The organism is Pirellulales bacterium (assembly GCA_036267355.1).
Classification (GTDB): Bacteria; Planctomycetota; Planctomycetia; order Pirellulales; family DATAWG01; genus DATAWG01.
Genome location: DATAWG010000028.1, coordinates 57,604 through 76,115 on the forward strand (window position 1 = coordinate 57,604; position 18,512 = coordinate 76,115).

The 18,512-nt window shown below is 61.3% G+C and carries 11 protein-coding genes; 2 read left to right on the forward strand and 9 right to left on the reverse strand.

The window, feature by feature from the left end:
• Positions 1–121: 121 nt before the first annotated feature.
• From groL (VHX65_04750) to VHX65_04790, 9 genes are all read right to left on the reverse strand, one after another.
• Complete coding sequence (gene groL / locus VHX65_04750) at positions 122–1,741, reverse strand: chaperonin GroEL (protein ID HEX3997838.1); 1,620 nt, start codon at positions 1,739–1,741, stop codon at positions 122–124.
• A 143-nt stretch (positions 1,742–1,884) separates the two neighbouring features.
• Entirely contained in the window at positions 1,885–2,184 is a 300-nt protein-coding gene (gene groES, locus VHX65_04755; GenBank protein ID HEX3997839.1) for a co-chaperone GroES, read from the reverse strand.
• 215 nt (positions 2,185–2,399) lie between these two features.
• Positions 2,400–4,103 carry a chaperonin GroEL gene (gene groL / locus VHX65_04760; protein ID HEX3997840.1) on the reverse strand — a complete coding sequence of 568 codons (1,704 nt, stop codon included), beginning with the start codon at positions 4,101–4,103 and terminating at the stop codon, positions 2,400–2,402.
• Positions 4,104–4,409: 306 nt separating this feature from the next.
• Positions 4,410–5,777, reverse strand: coding sequence for a DUF1501 domain-containing protein (locus tag VHX65_04765; protein ID HEX3997841.1), 1,368 nt, complete (start codon positions 5,775–5,777; stop codon positions 4,410–4,412).
• Between the two features lie 90 nt (positions 5,778–5,867).
• Complete coding sequence (locus VHX65_04770; protein ID HEX3997842.1) at positions 5,868–9,467, reverse strand: PSD1 and planctomycete cytochrome C domain-containing protein; 3,600 nt, start codon at positions 9,465–9,467, stop codon at positions 5,868–5,870.
• Between the two features lie 202 nt (positions 9,468–9,669).
• Positions 9,670–11,991: a carbamoyltransferase HypF gene (gene hypF, locus VHX65_04775; GenBank protein ID HEX3997843.1), complete on the reverse strand. Its 2,322-nt coding sequence runs from the start codon at positions 11,989–11,991 to the stop codon at positions 9,670–9,672.
• A 226-nt stretch (positions 11,992–12,217) separates the two neighbouring features.
• Complete coding sequence (locus VHX65_04780; protein ID HEX3997844.1) at positions 12,218–13,396, reverse strand: SIS domain-containing protein; 1,179 nt, start codon at positions 13,394–13,396, stop codon at positions 12,218–12,220.
• 116 nt (positions 13,397–13,512) lie between these two features.
• The gene (locus tag VHX65_04785; GenBank protein HEX3997845.1) at positions 13,513–14,547 is read right to left on the reverse strand and encodes a sigma-54 dependent transcriptional regulator; all 1,035 of its coding nucleotides are present in this window, start codon (positions 14,545–14,547) and stop codon (positions 13,513–13,515) included.
• A gap of 419 nt (positions 14,548–14,966) precedes the next feature.
• Positions 14,967–15,743, reverse strand: coding sequence for a class I SAM-dependent methyltransferase (locus tag VHX65_04790; GenBank protein ID HEX3997846.1), 777 nt, complete (start codon positions 15,741–15,743; stop codon positions 14,967–14,969).
• 176 nt (positions 15,744–15,919) lie between these two features.
• Between VHX65_04790 and xylB the strand changes: the two genes are divergently transcribed.
• Both xylB and VHX65_04800 read left to right on the forward strand, forming a co-directional pair.
• Positions 15,920–17,452, forward strand: a complete 1,533-nt coding sequence (gene xylB, locus VHX65_04795; GenBank protein ID HEX3997847.1) for a xylulokinase — start codon at positions 15,920–15,922, stop codon at positions 17,450–17,452.
• A 57-nt stretch (positions 17,453–17,509) separates the two neighbouring features.
• The gene (locus VHX65_04800) at positions 17,510–18,493 is read left to right on the forward strand and encodes an ornithine cyclodeaminase family protein (GenBank protein HEX3997848.1); all 984 of its coding nucleotides are present in this window, start codon (positions 17,510–17,512) and stop codon (positions 18,491–18,493) included.
• Positions 18,494–18,512: the final 19 nt, after the last annotated feature.

An 18,512-nucleotide genomic window follows, 5' to 3' on the forward strand; every position in this document is an offset into this window, starting at 1 on the left:
ATGCACCACTTGAGCCGGCGAATTTGCGCCCCGTCCAAGCGCCCATACGCGAAACCGCAAGCGTCGCATCCCTGCCGTTCGGCTTGGACGCTCGCTTGCGGTTTTGCGCGTTGAATTGTCCTTACCGGACACTTCCCTCGACGCGGTTCTTTTCCTTGTCGTCCTTGTCGAATGTGGTCACGAGCGCTTCGGTCGTCAGCATCAGTCCGGCGATGCTGGCGGCATTGGTGAGCGCGGCGCGGACGACCTTCACCGGGTCGATGATTCCGGCTTTGAGCATGTCGACATAGTGCTGCGTGTTGGCGTCGAAGCCTATGTTGCCCGATTTCTGGCCTACTTCATCGGCCACGACCGAGCCGTCGATGCCGCAGTTGTCGGCGATCTGGCGAATCGGGGCGTCGAGCGAATGGAGCACGATGTCGACGCCGATTTTCTCATCGCCCTTGGCCGAATTCCGGACCGCTTCGACAGCCGCCTTGCATCGCAGCAGGGCCACGCCGCCACCGGGCAAAATGCCTTCTTCCACCGCGGCGCGGGTAGCGTGCAAAGCGTCTTCGACACGAGCCTTCTTCTGCTTCATATCGCTCTCGGTTCCGGCTCCGACCGAAATGATCGCCACTCCGCCGGTCATTTTGGCCAGCCGTTCCTGATACTTTTCCTTGTCGTATTGGCTTTCGGTCTGCTCGATCTGATTTCGCAATTGCTGGATGCGATTCTGAATGTCGGCCGTCTTGCCGGCGCCCTGCACGATCGTCGTGTTGTTGCGATCGACGGTGATTTTCTTCGCCCGTCCGAGATGTTCGAGTGTCAGGTTTTCCAGCTTCAAACCGAGGTCTTCGCTGATGAGCGTGCCCGCCGTCAGCACGGCGATATCGCCCAACATCGCCTTGCGTCGGTCGCCGAATCCAGGGGCTTTCACGGCACAAACGTTCAGCACGCCGCGAAGCTTGTTGACCACCAGAGCGGTCAGCGCTTCGCCGTCGACATCTTCGGCGATGATCAACAGCGGCTTGCCGACCCGCGCGACGGCTTCCAGCACCGGCACCATTTCGCGCAGGTTCGACAGCTTCTTTTCGTAAATCAGGATATAGGCATCGTCCACCTCGCAATCCATCTCGGCCGGGCGATTGATGAAATACGGCGAGATGAAGCCCTTGTCGAATTGCATGCCGTCGACGAACTTGACCGTGGTCTCCATCGACTTGCCTTCTTCGACGGTGATCACGCCGTCTTTGCCGACCTTCTCGAGCGCCTCGGCCAGCAGTTTGCCGATCGTCATGTCGTTGTTGGCGCTGATCGCACCGACCTGGGCGACTTCTTGCGGATTCTGCACCGGGCGGCCCAGCTTTTTCAGTTGCTCCAGAGCCGCTTCGACGGCCTTATCGATTCCGCGGCGGACGGCCATCGGATTGCTGCCGGCAGCGATATTGCGCGTGCCTTCCTTGAAAATCGCTCGAGCGAGCACGGTGGCGGTCGTGGTGCCGTCGCCGGCGACGTCGGACGTTTTGCTGGCCACTTCATTGACCAGCTTGGCGCCCATGTTTTCAAAACGGTCTTCGAGCTCGACTTCCTTCGAAACCGTAACGCCGTCTTTGGTCACAGTCGGCCCGCCGAACGATTTCGAAATGATCACGTTCCGGCCGGTGGGGCCCATCGTCACCGCTACGGCATGGGCCAGTTTCTCGACCCCTTTGAGCATGCGGGCCCGAGCTTGATCTTGAAAAAGCAATTGTTTTGCCACGAGTGAGAACTCCTGATTGGAGAAATTGTGCTGTTCGTGAATTCGTTCGCCCGATCGTAGCAGGCACACTCCGTGTGCCGCCCGCCGCAAACGAGGCGACTGCTAACCAGACAGTGGCGGCACGCGGATCGTGCCTTGTTGCGCTACGCGATCACTTTCGCGAGGATATCGGTCTCGCGGAGGATTTTCACGTCGTCGCCGTTCAATTCGATGTCGGTGCCGGAATACTTGCCGTAGATCACCACATCGCCGACGGAGACCGACAGTTCGCCGCGATTGCCGTTTTCCAAAAGCTTGCCCGGGCCGACCGACACGACGGTGCCGCGTTGCGGCTTTTCTTTGGCGGTGTCGGGGAGCACGATGCCTCCGGCGGTGACTTGCTCGGCTTCGACAGGTTCGACGACGACGCGATCATCCAGCGGACGCAGCTTTGCATTTTTCATGTTCGTAGTCCTGCAATTATCGTGTGGAGGGTTGAAATTTTCGTTTTGATGTTTGACGAGTTGAGGATCAAGCGGAAGCGCCGCGCGAAGGGGACGGTCTCCTTTTGCTTGGCGCCGTTTTGCTCGGCGGGCTCCGCGCCGCGGGAAGGGGGACAGCCCCCTTTTGCTCCGCGGACTCCGCAAAAGGGGACAGTCCCCCGAGCATTTCGGCGTGCTTACATCATTCCCATGCCGCCCATGCCACCCATGCCGCCGCCCATGCCGCCCATGCCACCCATGCCGCCCATGCCACCGCCCATGCCATGATCATGGGCGTCGTGATCGGAATCCTTCTCTTCCGAGGGGATTTCGGTCACGAGAGATTCAGTGGTGAGCAGCAGCGACGCGACGCTGGCCGCGTTTTGCAGAGCGACGCGGACGACTTTTGCCGGATCGATGATTCCTGCGGCAACCAAGTCGCAATAGGAATCCTTGTCGGCGTCGTAGCCGTCGTTTTTGCCTTTCATCTGCCGCACGCGATTGACGACGACCGCGCCGTCGTGCCCGGCGTTTTCGGCGATCGCGCGGAGCGGATAGTCGAGCACATGGCGAACGATATCGACGCCATGTTTTTCATCTCCCTTGGTTTCGACCTTATCCAACGCCTTTTCGGCGCGGATCAGGGCCACGCCGCCGCCGGGGACGATGCCCTCTTCGAGCGCCGCTTGCGTGGCGGCCTTGGCATCTTCCAAAAGGGCCTTGCGCTCCTTCATTTCGGTTTCCGTGGCCGCTCCGCAATTGATTTGGGCCACGCCGCCGGCCAGCTTGGCGAGCCGTTCTTGCAGCTTTTCGCGATCGTAGTCGCTGTCGGTGGCGTCGATTTCACGGCGAATTTGGGCCACTCGGCCGTCGATCGCATCTTTCTTGCCGCCGCCGCTAACGACGGTCGTCTCTTCGCTAGTGACGATAATCTTCTTGGCCCGGCCCAAATCGCTTAGTTTCACCGAATCCAATGGGATTCCGAGGTCCTTGAAAATCGCGGTTCCGCCGGTGACGCTGGCGATATCGCCCAAGATCGCCTTGCGGCGGTCGCCGTAGCCCGGCGCCTTCACGGCACAAACGCTCAAGATGCCGCGCATCTTGTTAACCACCAGGGTCGCGAGGGCTTCGCCTTCGACATCCTCGGCGATGATCAACAGCGGCTTGCCCGACTTGCTGACCGCTTCCAACAGCGGCACCAAGTTCTTGGCGCTGGAGATTTTTTCTTCGTAGATCAGAATCTGGCAGTTTTCCAGTTCGACCGTTTGCTCGTCTTGATTGGTGACGAAGTGCGGGGACAGGAATCCGCGGTCGAACTGCATGCCTTCGACGACTTCGACGGTGGTATCCGAATGCTTTCCTTCCTCGACCGTGATCACGCCGTCTTTGCCGACCTTGAGAAATGCTTCGGCGAGAACGCTGCCGATCGACGGATCGTTGTTTCCGGCGATCGTGGCGACCTGCATGATTTCTCTCTTGTTCTTTTCATCGATTGGCGTGGCCGACTTGCCGATCGCCTCGGATACGGCCGCAGTTGCCTTGGCAATGCCGCGAGAAAGGGCCATCGGATCGATGCCGGCGGAGATACGCTTGAGGCCTTCCTTGAAAATCGCTTCGGCCAGAACGGTGGCGGTCGTGGTGCCATCGCCGGCGACGTCGTTGGTCTTGCTGGCGGCTTCTTTCACCAACTGGGCGCCGAGATTCTCGAATGCGTCGTCCAGTTCGATGTCTTCCGCCACCGTAACGCCGTCTTTGGTCACCTTCGGCGACCCCCAGCCCTTGTCGAGCACGGCGTTTCGGCCGCGTGGGCCAAGCGTGCTGCGGACGGCCTGAGCCAACTTTGAAACCCCGGCCATGAGCGGCTGCCGGGCTTCATCATCAAACACGATTTGCTTTGCCACAGTCGATATCCTCCTGTTGATGGCCGGATCGAATCTATTCAGCAGAGTTCCAAAAAGTTTCCCAGCGGAAACGCAATTGAGCAGGCGTAGTTAGAGTTGAATCAACCTTGTTTGGCAGCCTTTGAGCCGCCGCACGCGTGGTTGAAGCAAGCTCCGTGCCACGATGCGGGGCGATGCCTCTAACAGCAAGCGAGGCAATGGCTTGTGGAGAAAATTGCCTTACAGTCGAACCGATCCAATCGGAACCCTCGAACGGCCGAGGGTGCCACTTTGACAGGTCGGTAGAGACAAGCCGGGAGCCTCTGGCTACGCCAACACGTCGTGAACCACCTCGCCGTAGACATCCGTGAGGCGCATATCGCGGCCGCTGAAGCGGTAGGTGAGCCGCTTGTGGTCGACGCCCAAGAGATAGAGCATCGTGGCGTGCAGGTCGTGGATCGTCACTTTGCCATCGATCGCTTTATAGCCGTATTCGTCGGTCGCCCCGTAAATGGTGCCGCCGCGAACTCCGCCGCCTGCCAACCAGATCGAAAAGCCGAAGGGATTGTGGTCCCGCCCGTCGGTGCCTTGAGCAAACGGCGTGCGGCCGAATTCGCCGGACCACACGACCAAGGTTGTTTCCAACAGGCCGCGGGCCTTCAAATCGGTCAACAGCCCGGCGATCGGCTGATCGACGGCCAGCGCATTGTCTTCGTGGCCCCGCTTCAGGTTGCCGTGCTGATCCCAGCGATCGTTGCCGGTGTTGGGGCAAGTGAGCTCGACGAACCGCACGCCGCGCTCGATCAAGCGCCGGGCCAGCAGACATTCGCGGGCATAGATTTGCGTCGGTGCGTATTTCGCATCGAGCCCGTAGAGCCGTCGGGTCGCGGCCGATTCGCCGGAGATGTCGGTCAGCTCGGGCACCGAGGCTTGCATGCGAAACGCCAATTCGTAGTTGGCGATCGCCGATTCAAGTGGATCGACGTGCCCCATTCGGTCGAGCACGTGGGCATCGAGCTTCCGCAGCAGGGCGAGCTTGTTGGCTTGCAATTCGGGCCGCGGCTCGGTGGGACGGATATTGGCCATCGGCTCGGCTTGCGGCTGAAAGATCGAAGCTTGATACGTGGCCGGCAAAAAGCCGTTGCTGAAATTATCCAGCCCGCCGACCGGAATCAGCCCGCCGTTGAGCACGACAAACCCCGGCAGATTATCGCATTCGCTTCCCAAGCCGTAGGTGGCCCAGGATCCCATGCTGGGGCGGCCTTGCTGGCCGTTGCCCGAGTGCAAAAAATAGTTCGCATTGCTATGGGTCGAAAAGTCGGACGTCATCGAGCGGATCAGGGCCAGATCGTCGGCGCAGCGGCCGATGCAGGGAAACAGATCGCTGACCGGCATTCCGCAGTTGCCATACGGGCGAAATTTCCACGGCGAGCCGAGCGTATTGCCGTTGCTGTTGAACTGCGTCGCCTCCATTTTCATTTTGAAAGGCTTGCCGTTCTCTTTTTGCAACAGCGGCTTGGGATCGAACGAATCGACATGCGACGGCCCGCCGTCCATATAGAGAAAGATGACGTTACGGGCTTTGGCCGGAAATCGCAGCCCGTTCAACCTTTCGGCGGCGGCGCCGAACGAACGCTCGCTCGTCAGCGCCGCAAGCGCAATAGCGCCGAAGCCCCCCGCCGTGGTTCGCAACATATCGCGCCGCGAAAGCGGAGCGTCCGAAAATCGCCGGCAGTGTGCCATCGTCGTCTCGCCACAGTGTTACGAACCACGAACCACGAGCCACTAGTCGATAAAAATAAATTCTTTGACGTTGAATAGCACATGGCACAAGTCGGCCCACGGCTGCTCGGCGGTTGGACGGTCGGCCGGCTTGATGCCGAGCGATTCCGCTTGCGAATCGAGAAACGCCAGATCGTCGGCCAACTCGGCGTCGCTCGGAGGCCGGGCAAACGCCGCGAGATACATCCGCCGGATTCGCTCTCGCGGCGAAAGCCCTTGGCCAGCCAACACGCGCCGCGCCCAAACGTGGCTCTGCTCGACCACCAGCGGATCGTTCAACATGATCAATGCCTGTGCCGGTAGATTCGACGTGCCGCGATTGCCGACCGTATTGAACGGCTCGGGCATGTCGAACGCCGTCATCATCGGCGAAAGGAAATTCCGCCGCACTTTGATGTAGATGCTCCGCCGGCCGTCGCCATCCAGCGGGCCGCTCCCGGGACGACCACGACCCTCCATGAACGCCGTGAGATGCACTTCTTCGCTCGGGCCACCCATCCGCAGGTCGAGCCGGCCCGAAACGGCGAGCATCGCATCGCGAATCGCTTCTCCCTCCAGCCGCCGCACCAGCGCATGATGCCACAACAAATTCTGCGGATCGCTTTGCCGATCGGCCGCGCTTTCCGCGGCCGACATTTGATACGAACTCGACAGCATGATTTCACGAATCAATCGCTTCACCGACCAACCTTCGCGAATGAACCGATCGGCGAGAAAATCGAGCAATTCCGGATGCGTCGGCCGTTGCCCGAGCACGCCGAAATTATCCGCCGTGGGCACGATCCCCCGGCCGAACAAATGCTGCCACACTCGATTGACCATCACGCGCGGCACAAACGGGTCCGACGGATCGATCATTCGCTCGGCCAATTCAAGCCGGCCGCTGCCGTGCTCGATCGGCGGTTGATGCGGTCCGGCGATGGCTTCCAAAAACCGCCGCGGCGCAATTTCGCCCGGCGTTTTGTGGCTGCCGCGCAACAGCACATGTTCGTCGAAGCCGTTGCCGTCGAGCATTGCCATCGCCGTGGCCGATGGTTTTAGTTCGGCAACCGCCGCCTTCCGTTCGCGATGGTGTTCAGCGAGTTGCGATTCTCGTAGGTCAGGCTTTCCAGCCTGACGGAACGCAAGCGCATCGGCATGCCCCAAAAGCCAATTGGCCAACAGCGCGCGATCCGGAGCATCGGGCTTCTCGGCAAGCCGGTTCGCCGCCAAGTCGTCGGCCACCGCCGTCACGAGCGACTGATAGCGCTCAGCCAGGCGCTCAATCGCGGCAGACGACGGCGCGGCGTCGTGCGCCGACGGTGCTGCGTTCGACGGTGCCGCGTTCAGCGACGACAAAATATTCGCCATCTCGGCCGACAGCAGCCGATCGGCGCGGCTTGGTTCCGGCGGAGCGCTTGGGGACTGAATCACTCCTGCGACGCCGATGAATCCCGATTTGCCGGTGGGCGTGAATTCGATGTGTGCATGTTGTCCGACGTAGTCGCTTACATTGTGCGAAATCCATGTCCAGCGTTCGCCGGCATCGACATGCCGTTTGGTGCTCCCGTGCAGTGGCCCGGCCACCATCCGATGCGAATCGACCACGACGAACACGTCGCCCGAACCACAGATGCGGTACCACAATTGCGGCGATGCAATCTTGAATTCCGGAGTACGCAGCATGCCATGCAGGGCGGTGCTGATCAGCCCGCTATTGGCCATTCCCTCCGGGACGACCGCCACCAACGATCGTCCTGGCAGCTTGAGGCCGCCGCCGCCCGCGATGCTTTGCCCAATTGCATCGAGAGCGAGAAAGATTTCGCCGGCATGCGCCGGCCGATCGCCGAATGCCATGCCATCGGTGATCCAATCGGCCGGTGCTGCATGGCCGTAATCGACGATCCACGCTGCGCCGAGCGGCAGCGTTGCGGCGCGCGCCGATGCGGCGCGCCAATCGGCCGCGATCGGCCGCAGGAGCTGCGCGATTCGCTCCAGGCTTTCCGGTTGCGAGTCGAGCGAAAGCACGGCCCATGGATAAAGCGGATCGAAGGCATCGGTATGCGCTTTCTGCACCATATCGACGATGCGCGCAAGGCGGACCGGATCGAGATGACGATGGTCGGCGATTGCCGCGACCGCCTCTCCGCCCGCGTCGCTAGCGGCGCGCGGCGCAAGGGGGAGGGGCACAGTCGCATTTTGTTCACCAGGCATCGCAAGATGAGCCAGTCCCCGGCCGGTTCGAAGCACGGAACGAGCGGCAAGCAGATAGTCGCCGAAGCGGCCGATCGTCGGCCGAACGCCGTCGACAACCGTCCGCACGATTTTCGTCCGCGCCGTGTCGTCAATCGCTTCCAGTCGTTCGACCGTCGTCCGATTCTTGCGTTCCCACTCGAAACGCACGTCGCGAAAGCTGCTGCTTTCCAACATGCCTGCGACCGCGTAATAGTCCTTCGAAGAAATCGCATCGAACTTATGATCGTGGCAGCGGGCGCAACCGAGCGTGAGTCCTAAAAAAGTCTTGCCCATCACATCGATCTGATTGTCGACGCGATCGAATTCGTCTTGGCGAATGTCGACCGGCGAATGGAGCCATTCTCCCAGGTGCCAAAAGCCGGTGCCGAGAACCGATTCGTTGATTCGGCCACTCGGGTCGAATCGCGGCGCGGGAAGCAAATCGCCGGCGATCTGTTCGGCGACGAATTGGCTGTAGGGCACGTCGGAATTGAATGCCCGAATCACGTAGTCGCGATATTGCCACGCGTCGGGAATCGCGTAGTCGAACTCGTGGCCCCGCGTTTCGGCATACCGGGCCAAGTCGAGCCAATGCCGGGCCCATCGCTCGCCGAATTGCGGCGAAGCCAATAGCCGGTCGACTACGGTTTCCCAAGCCTTCGGCGAACGATCCCCGATGAACGCTTCGACATCGTCGGCGGTCGGCGGCAGCCCCACCAAGTCGAAGCTTGCCCGGCGAATCAATGCCCGTCGGTCCGCAGTCGGCGGCGGCCGCATGCCGGCAGTTTCCCAGCGGGCCAAGAGAAAGTTGTCGATTGGGTCATTCGCCCAGGCCGGATGCTTCACCGCCGGCGGAGCGACGGCATGAATCGGCTGCCATGCCCAGTGCGCCGCGCGACGGGCCGCCAGATCAAACTTCTTCTTTGGCGATGCGGACGCGGCCGAATGGCCTCCTTCGGTAATTGCGGCCGGCGTGTCAGGCCAGGGAGCGCCAAGTTCCACCCAGCGGGCAAGCACGGCGACTTTGTCGGCCGGCAGTCTCTTCTTGGGCGGCATCTGCAAGTCAGGGTCTTGGTAGCCGACCGCTTCGACGAGGCGGCTCTTGGCCGGTTGCCCCGGCACGATCGCCGGTCCGCTATCGCCGCCCGTGAGCAATTGCTCCCGGCTATCGAGTCGCAGGCCCCCTTTGATTTCCTTCGCCGCGGCCGAATGACACGAATAGCACGAATTGGCCAGTAGCGGCCGCACCTGCTTCTCGAAAAACTCGGCCGAAGCGTCGCTGCCGGCCGAATTTTCCGCAGCAAACAGCGGGGAAGTGACAAATGCCAGCGCAGCCAAGCTTAGAAATGCGATTAAAGCAGTGACGAACCGCACAGAGGCGATGGTCAATCCTCGGCGCATACGGTTCGTCCTCCCGACGCGACTGGCGATCGAGCCGCGCAAGCCGCCGCACAATCATGCCGCACAATCACAATCATATTGTCTAGAGGCAATTTCGAAACCGCTGGGGATGTCCCCCCCTCCTTACGGTCTTGAAAGGACTTCTCGACGAAAATCGCAACCTCAAATCTATTTTGGCGGATGTGTTGCGTCAATACTTGCCGCAGGCAAGCGCCGCTTGGCCGAGGCAAATGCCGCCGTCGTTGACGGGAACGGCTTCGTTGGTGAGCACCCGCAAGCCTGACATGCTTGCGAGCTGCTCGAAAACCGAATCGAGCAAGAGTTCGTTTTGAAAAACGCCGCCGGAAAGGGCGACGGTGCGGATTTCGCCGCCGCCGGCTCGATGTCGCGAAATAATCTTGCCCACCTGCTCGACCACCGCCGCCGCGACGGCAGCATGAAAGGCGGAGGCGATTTCAGCAACCGCTCGGCCGGCGATTCGATCACGAACGATCGCTTGCAATAGTGGCCGATGATCGAGACCGGAAAATGGATAGCGGGGCTGAGGCGCCACGCGCGCGGCTTGATTTTCGAGCCAAATCGCCGCCTGGCCCTCGTAGGTCGCCTCGCGCAGGAATCCCAAGATCGCGGCGACCGCGTCGAACAATCGGCCCATCGAGCTGGAGCGAAAACATCGCACGCCACGCGCGACCATTTTCACGGCATCCCAAAATCGCTTCGGCATCGGTTGCGGCAAACGGGCAAGCTCCGGCAACTTGGGCAGATCGGCCACGAATGCCGCCGCCGCTTGAGCGGGAAATCGCGCCGCCGCATCGCCCCCCGGCATTTGCACCGGCCGCAACCACGCGACTCGCTCAAACCCATCGCGAACGCTGCCGACAAAGAATTCGCCTCCCCAAATCGAACCGTCGCGTGCATAGCCGGTGCCGTCGAATGCCACGCCGACCGCGGGTTCATCCAACAATCCGTGCTCCGCCATGACGCTGGCCACATGGGCTTCGTGGTGCTGCACGCCGAATCGCCGCGCGGCCGGCAGCGCCGCAGCAACGCGCGTCGATGTGAACTGCGGATGCAGATCGTGGACGATGGTTACCCGTTCGATCGCGATCCGGTACATCGCCAGCAGATCGCGGATCGTCTCTTCGAAAGCCGCGTCGGTTTCGGCATCGCCGAGGTCGCCGATATGCTGGCTCACCAACACTTCGCCATCCACCACCAGCGCGATCGCGTTTTTCAAATCGCTTCCCACGGCGAGAATCGGTTCGCGGACCGGCAAGCGGCACACGACCGACGGCGAATAGCCGCGGCTGCGGCGAAACATGAACGGCCGTCCGCGGCGAACGGCGACGACCGAATCGTCGATCCGCCGCGCAATCGGACGCCCGCCGATCAAGAACGCATCGGCAATGCCGACCAATCGATCGAGCGCGTCGGCATCGCGGTAGGCGATCGGTTCGCTCGAGCGATTGGCACTGGTCAGCACCATCGGGCTCGGAGCGCCGAACTTGATCAGCAGATGGTGCAGCGGCGCATACGGCAACATGACGCCGAGCGAAATATTGTCCGGCGCAACGCCATCCAGTTCTGCCCGCGCTCGGCCAACTACGATCGGTCGGGCCACGTCGCACAGCAATCGGCGGTGCTGGTCGGTCAGTTCGATGAGCGTTTCCGCCTGCTCAAGATCGGCTGCCATCAGGGCGAACGGCCGTTCCTTGCGAAATTTTCGCGATCGCAGTGATTCGACCGCCGACGGATTGCGTGCATCGCACGCCAGATGGTATCCGCCGATCCCTTTGACGGCCAAAATTTTTCCGCCGCGCAGCAATTCGGCCGCCCGTGCGATCGGTCCAAGATTTTCCTTGCCGCCCGAATTGGCGGTGGCTGAATCCTCAGCGGCTGAAGCATTTTCCAGCAGCCGATACGCAGGTCCGCATTGCTCGCAAGCCACCGGTTGCGCATGGTAGCGGCGGTCGAGCGGGCTCTCGTATTCCTCGCGGCACTGCGTGCATAGCGGCCAATCGGCCATCGACGTGTTTGCTCGATCGTACGGCAGCCGGACGATGATCGAATATCGCGGGCCGCAATTCGTGCAATTGATATAAGGATATTCGAACCGCCGGTCGGCCGGATCAGCGAGTTCTTTCGAGCAATCCGCGCAGATCGCCAAATCGGGGCTGATTCGTACCGTCGGCGCGTGTACGGCATGGCTGTGGCGAATTTGAAAATCGGAAAGGCCCAACGGCGCCGTCGCGCGAACCTCGAACTGAGATACTCGAGCGGCAGGCGGCGGATGGCTCCTCATGTGATCGACGAAGGCGGCCAAATTCGCGGCAGATCCGGCGGGAATCTCGGCATGGATTTCAACGCCCGCTTCGCCGTTGAGCACCCAACCGGCGACACGGTGTGCCGTTGCGGCTCGGGCAACAGACGGGCGAAATCCGACGCCTTGCACGACGCCGCGAATCGAAATCCGCACCGCCGCAGCTTCGCCGTTCGCCGAGTTGTCGTCCATTTGCAGTGGCGGCTCTCTTGGAGACATTGTGGAATTCGCCCGCGCCCATTGTAGCAGGCACGCTCCGTGTGCCGTCCGCCACTTCTACCGGCCAGCGACTGCAACCGGTTTTTCAACGCCCATCGAGATCAAACGCGTGTCGTCGCGCCGACGGCACAGGGAGCGTGCCTGCTACGTTGGTTGCATGGTCGCAGCACTCTGCCGTTCCGTGCCTGGGCGTAAAACGTCAATCGCCCTTAAGCCGGCCGAGCGCGAGCCGCAGGGTGTGATACATCGCCGCCTGCACCTCTTGCAGCCGGGGAATATAGTCCGATGGGACAGTGAACGCATGATCGGCCAGATGGTCGCGAAGAATATCGCCGCCCTGCGAGCCGAGCAGCGCGAGCGTCAGCATGCCGCGCTTTCTTGCCTCGACCAATGCGGCGATCACATTCTTTGATTTCCCGCTGGTCGAAATTCCGAAAGCGATGTCTTGCGGCCGGCCACCGGCGATCATCTGCCGCATGAAAACCAGTTCCACGCCGACGTCGTTGGCGATCGCGCTGATATTCGCCGGCTCCATCGACAGCGACACGGCCGGTAGCGGCGCGATGCCTGCCGGCGGGACAACGCAGTCGAGCACGAAATCGTTTGCATCGGTTGCCGAGCCGCCGTTGCCGAAGGCCAGAATCGTACCGCCGCGAATCAATCGCTCATGAATCGCGAGCGCGGCCGCGGCGAGTGGTTCCGATTGTTCTGCAGCCACTAGGCTTCGCAGCCGTTCATCGTCAGCCGCTTTATGTTGTATGGAAAGGGCCACTTCGCTCAGCGTATCAGCCGGCGGCTTTTCTCCTTCGCCCAAGAAGGGATACAGGAATGCCGACGCCCCGACATCGTGGCCGATGGTTTGCTGCTCGAGGAAAACATGCACCGTCTCCCACAGCGTGTGGTACATCAGCTCCGTAAGCTCTTGATGAATGAACGGATCGCTGGAAGCCGCGGGCAGATCGTGCGCGCCCAGCCGTCCCGGCCACTCGCAAACGAGCGCTCCGCGCCGCCGGCAAACGTCGAGCCAACCGTGAACTCGTGCATTGCCTTCGGGCGGACCGAAGCCCATCACGATGTCGTCGGGCCGAAGAATGGCCGCCAGCCATTCCTCCGGGGCCGCGGAGAGATCGAGCGCCGCCAGGGCCCGCTTGCCGACAATCACCGGATGCACGAACTCGACCGACACATGTTGGGCATCGGTGAGATAGGGCCCGACGCCAAAGGCGAGCAACCGGCCGCCGCGCAAGAACCGCTCGGCCATTTCCTTGCACACCGCTGCCAGTGCATCGCAATGCCGCGGAATATATTCGGCCGAAACGAGGTTCCGCGCCAGCAACTGGGCGCGGATAAATTGAACGAGATCGGCGTGCGAGACCATATGGCCATCTTGCCAGCGGCGTGGCCGAATCGCAATAGACGGCTCGGCGCCGGCCGTCCGTGAGCTGCCCGAAGTAGTCGCGAGATGGAGCGATCGCTGAGAATCGCGGGCGAACTCTAATTACTGCCGGAATTCGCCGAGCCGCCTGTCCCAAGATTTTTCGCGTCGGCCGATTCAGTCGACGAAGGTGGTTGCGAGAGCAACCGCGTCAGCGTGTTGGGATGAACGCCGAGCAGTTTTGCAGCCCGGCCTTTGTGCCCTCGAGTCACTTCCAAGGCCTGCCGCACTGCTTCATCGCGCAAGCGGCCGAGATTGAAAAATGGCAGGCACGATGGAATGCGATTCACTCGGTCGATATTCGGCAGGCTCGGCGCTGCATCGAGCACATACGATTGCTCGATGACGTGCGACAATTGGCGCACGTTGCCCGGCCAATCGAATTCGCAAAAATCGCGCAGCGTGTCGGCATCGGGTCGCCAGACGGGGCGCTGATACTTTGCGGCGAATCGCATGGCGAAAAACTCGATCAATTCCGGAATGTCTTCCACGCGTTCGCGCAACGGCGGCACGCGCAGCTCGACCATGTTCAGGCGATAGAACAAATCTTCGCGGAATCGACCCGCGGCAACCTCTTTTTCCAAATCGCGATTCGTGGCGGCGAGCACTTGCACTCGGATCGGCACTGGATGGGCGGCCCCGACCGGGGTGACTTCAGACTGCTGCAAGACGCGAAGCAGTTTCGGTTGCAACTCGGCTGGCATTTCCCCGATTTCATCCAGGAAGGCAACGCCCTCTTCCGCCGCACGAAACACGCCCAGCGAACTGCCGAGTGCGCCGGTGAATGCGCCCTTTTCATGGCCGAAGAGTTGGCTTTCCGCCAACGTTGAGGTCAGGGCGGCGCAATTGACGGGGATGAAGGGCTTCGTGGCCCGCGGCCCTGCGCGGTGCAACGCGCGCGCCCAGACTTCCTTGCCGGTGCCGGTTTCGCCGGAGATGAGAACGGTGCATTCGACTTCGGCCGCTCGTTCGACGTGCTGCGCCACTTGGCGCATGCCGAGACTGCGTCCAATGACCCACTCCTGGCCGAATGAGTCGGCCGTGTCAAGAAGTCGCGAAGAAAGACCGCTGGCTTGCTCAGATGGTATACGCATAAATCGTTTTGGCCCACGACGTTAACGAAAGCCGCCGGAGCCGCTAGGGAGCGTTTGCCGAAGACCGTGGCTTGCTCCCGGAACTAAATCATTAGCTGTTGATCCTAGCTGCAAAAATGGCTTCGCACGCCCTGCGAACCCCCCGCTTCAAGGCAATTCTCTCCGCCTATTCCCAACTTCAACTACGGAGTTCCATTATATGTACGACTCGCAGGGTTGCAATGAATTTGTTGGTTAAAGTTTGCCAATGGGGGAATAATTTCTTACCGCGAGAGGGGGGCGAGCGAGCGGAACGACGCTTTCGGACCGGGATCGCGACACAGTGGAAACCGTTTGATGGCAGGCGAGGCGACCGGTCGCGAGCCGCAGCCTGCCCTCTCTTGTCGCCCCTACGGATCGAGATTTTCCAATTCAGAAACTCATTTCGGCGGCGATATTGTTTCGGGTTGCTTTGCGTCGGAAACAAAGAAAAACAAGTGCTGCCAGGGGAGTTTTTCGAAGTCTTCAACCAACTTAAACCCGTTCGATGGAAGCTCTTTGAGCACCTGCTCCTTGCTCATCTTGTGCAGCGGCTTAATGGGCACATTTCGGTCTTCGGCCCGAAACTCGGCCAACACCAGCTTTCCCCCCGGTTTCAAGCTTTTCCGCATCGCGGCGAGCATTTCCTCGGGGTTCGAGAACTCGTGATATACGTCGACGCAAAGAATCATGTCGACGCCCGCCGGCGGCAGCTTCGGGTCCACGGTCGAGCCGAGAATAAGCTCGATATTGTCGAGCTTCGCATTCTTGGCGCGTTCTTTGAGCAGGTGGAGCATTTCGGGCTGGATGTCGACGGCGAGCACTTTTCCGGTCGGGCCGACGATCTTGGCAAGCCTGAGCGTATAAAACCCATTGCCGCAGCCCATATCGCAAACTACTTGGCCGGGCTTGAGGTTGAGCGCTTTGAGCATGGTTTTGCAATCTTCTTCCCGTTCGCGCGACTCGCGAGTGAGCCAGGGCGCGCCGAGATAGTGCATCGTTTGGGCAATTTCCCGCCCTTTGTAGAACTTCAACGGCGGCGGAATTTTTTGGTCGGCCTGCGCCGCCTGCTGCGCCCATGCCGCGCCCGGCGCACTGCCAATCGCCACCGCGACAAGCAGCGCAGTCGCACATGCAGCCAAGCTCCACGCACCACCAGCGGACGGATTTCTGGTCATCGGACGAACTCTCGGTTTTGCCTGCGGAATCGCCGCATCTTCGCCCCGCGTTATTCTACCAACCCGCCGCCCGTCGCACACTCACTCGCCCCTCGCCCCTCGCCCCTCCACCCTTCCCCCTGCTACAATCCTGCCCATCGGATCCACAACCATTTTCAGGCGGAGACCATTGGGCAATGAGCGCTTTTTTGGGCATCGATATCGGCACCTCGGGCACAAAGGCGTTGGCCATCGATCCCAAAGGAAAAATCCTGGCCGAGGCGACCCAATCGTATCCGGCCTATCATCCCAAGCCGCTTTGGAGCGAGCAAGATCCTGAAGATTGGTGGCAGGCCACGGTGGCTACAGTTCGCTCGGTCGTGCAAAGGGCGAAGCTCAAACCAGCCGATGTGAAATCGATCGGCCTCTCGGGCCAGATGCACGGCTCGGTGTTTCTCGACAAGCAGAATCGCGTCGTGCGCCGAGCGCTGCTTTGGAACGATCAGCGAACGGCGGCCGAATGCGGCGAAATCGAGCGCCGCGCCGGCGGCCGGCGGCAGTTGATCAAAATGGTTGCCAATCCGGCGTTGCCCGGCTTCACCGCTCCCAAAATCCTCTGGTTGCGAAACCACGAACCGCGGAATTTCGATCGCACGACCAAGATCCTGCTCCCGAAAGATGATATTCGTCGTCGGCTGACCGGTGAATTCGCCACCGAAGTGAGCGATGCCAGCGGAATGCTGCTGTTCGACGTTGCAAAGCGAACCTGGTCGAAGCCGCTGTTGTCGAAGCTTGAATTGGATATCGATCTGTTCGGCCGCTGCTACGAATCGGAAGATGTCACCGGTCAGTTGAGCCGTGCCGCGGCAGAAGAACTTGGCCTGACGGCGGAGTGCCTCGTGGTGGGCGGGGCCGGCGATTGCGCTGCCGGAGCGATCGGCAACGGCATCGTCAACAGCGGCACGCTTTCCACGTCGATCGGCACCTCGGGCGTCATGTTTGTGCATAGCGACCAGCCGCAGATCGATCCCGAAGGCCGGCTGCACACGTTTTGCCACGCCGTTCGCGGCCGGTGGCATATGATGGGCGTAATCCTCGCGGCCGGCGGGGCGTTGCAGTGGTTTCGCAACCGGCTTTGCCAAGCCGAGGCCGAAGCGGCCAAGAAAGCCGGTGTCGATGTCTACGACGTTCTGGCGGAGGAGGCGGCCACGACGGAACCGGGATGCCAGGGTTTGTTTTTCTTGCCGTATCTCTCCGGCGAGCGCACGCCGCATGCCAATCCCGATGCCCGCGGCTGCTTCATCGGCCTTACGCTGGCCCACGGCCGAGGCCACATCGTGCGCGCGATCCTGGAGGGAGTCACGTACGCCCTGCGCGATAGCCTGGCGATCATTCGCGCGTTGGGCGTGCCGGTGCGGCAAATTCGCGCCAGCGGCGGCGGATCGCGAAGCGCGCTGTGGAAGCAGATTCAGGCCAACGTTTTCGGTCAGAAGGTGGTCACACTCAATGCCGAAGAAGGGGCCGCCTACGGAGTCGCGTTGCTGGCGGCAGTTGGAGCCGGGGCGTTCAAAAATATTCAAGAGGCATGCGCCGCGACGATCCGTGTCGTCGATCAAACCCCTACCCAACGCCGTGCCGTGGCGTATTATGATCGTGGATTTGCCGAATATCAGCAACTCTACCGTTCGCTGGAGAACGATTTCCATCGAATCGCGGAGCTCGAAAAGTAGCTGTGGCTCGACCTCTCACGCCATGTTTGATCTCGCATTGCTTTCGGAGCGATCGCCATGCCGCCGTTGTATCTGAGCGAATCGGATGTGAAGAAGTTGCTCGATATGCGCACGGCAATCGAAGTGGTGGAAGAAGCGTTTCGCCAATGGGCCGACCACAAGGTGTGCAACGTGCCGCGAACCCGCGCCAAGGGCGCCGGCATCGTGGTTCACACGATGAGCGCCGCCGCCGACTATCTCGGCCTGGCCGGTTGGAAATGCTATGCCACGACCCGGGCGAACGCGGATTTTCATGTCGGCCTCTACGATAGCCGCACCGGAATGCTCGTGGCCCTGATCGCCGCCGAATTTCTCGGTCGGCTCCGCACCGGCGCGACCACCGCAGTGGCGGTCGAATGGATGGCCGATGTGGCGGCGCATGAGGTCGGCGTCTTTGGCGCCGGCCGGCAAGCGCGCACGCAGCTCGAAGCGATCCGCCTTGCCCGGCCGATCAAGCAAGCATTTGTATACAGCCGGGATGAAACGCGGCGAAAGACATTTGCCGTCGAGATGAGCCGCTCGCTGGGGATCGACGTCGTGCCGGTGGATCGCCCGCACGAAGCGGCCGAAGAACTGCCGATCGTCGTCACCGCCACGACGAGCTCGGTGCCGCTGTTCGACGGCAAATGCCTTGCCGAGGGAACGATGGTTGCCGCGATCGGATCGAATTGGCTGAACCGCGCCGAGATCGACGTGAACGTCGTCCGCCGCGCCGACAACATCGTGTGCGACAGCGTCGAGGCATGCCGCAACGAGGCCGGCGATTTCGTCGATGCCATTGAAAAGGGCGTTTTCGATTGGTCGCGAGCCGTCGAATTGGCCGACGTCGTCGCCGGGCAAGCCGTCGGCCGCAGCAGCCGATCCAGTGTCACGCTGTTCAAATCGGTCGGCTTGGCAATCGAAGACATCGCCCTTGCCGGCAAGCTCGTCGATCTTGCCCGTGCCCAAGGCGTCGGTACAGAACTCGGTGTCGCCGAATCCGAGGCCGCCGGCGGCGAATAAACCAAACGAAACCGCGGCA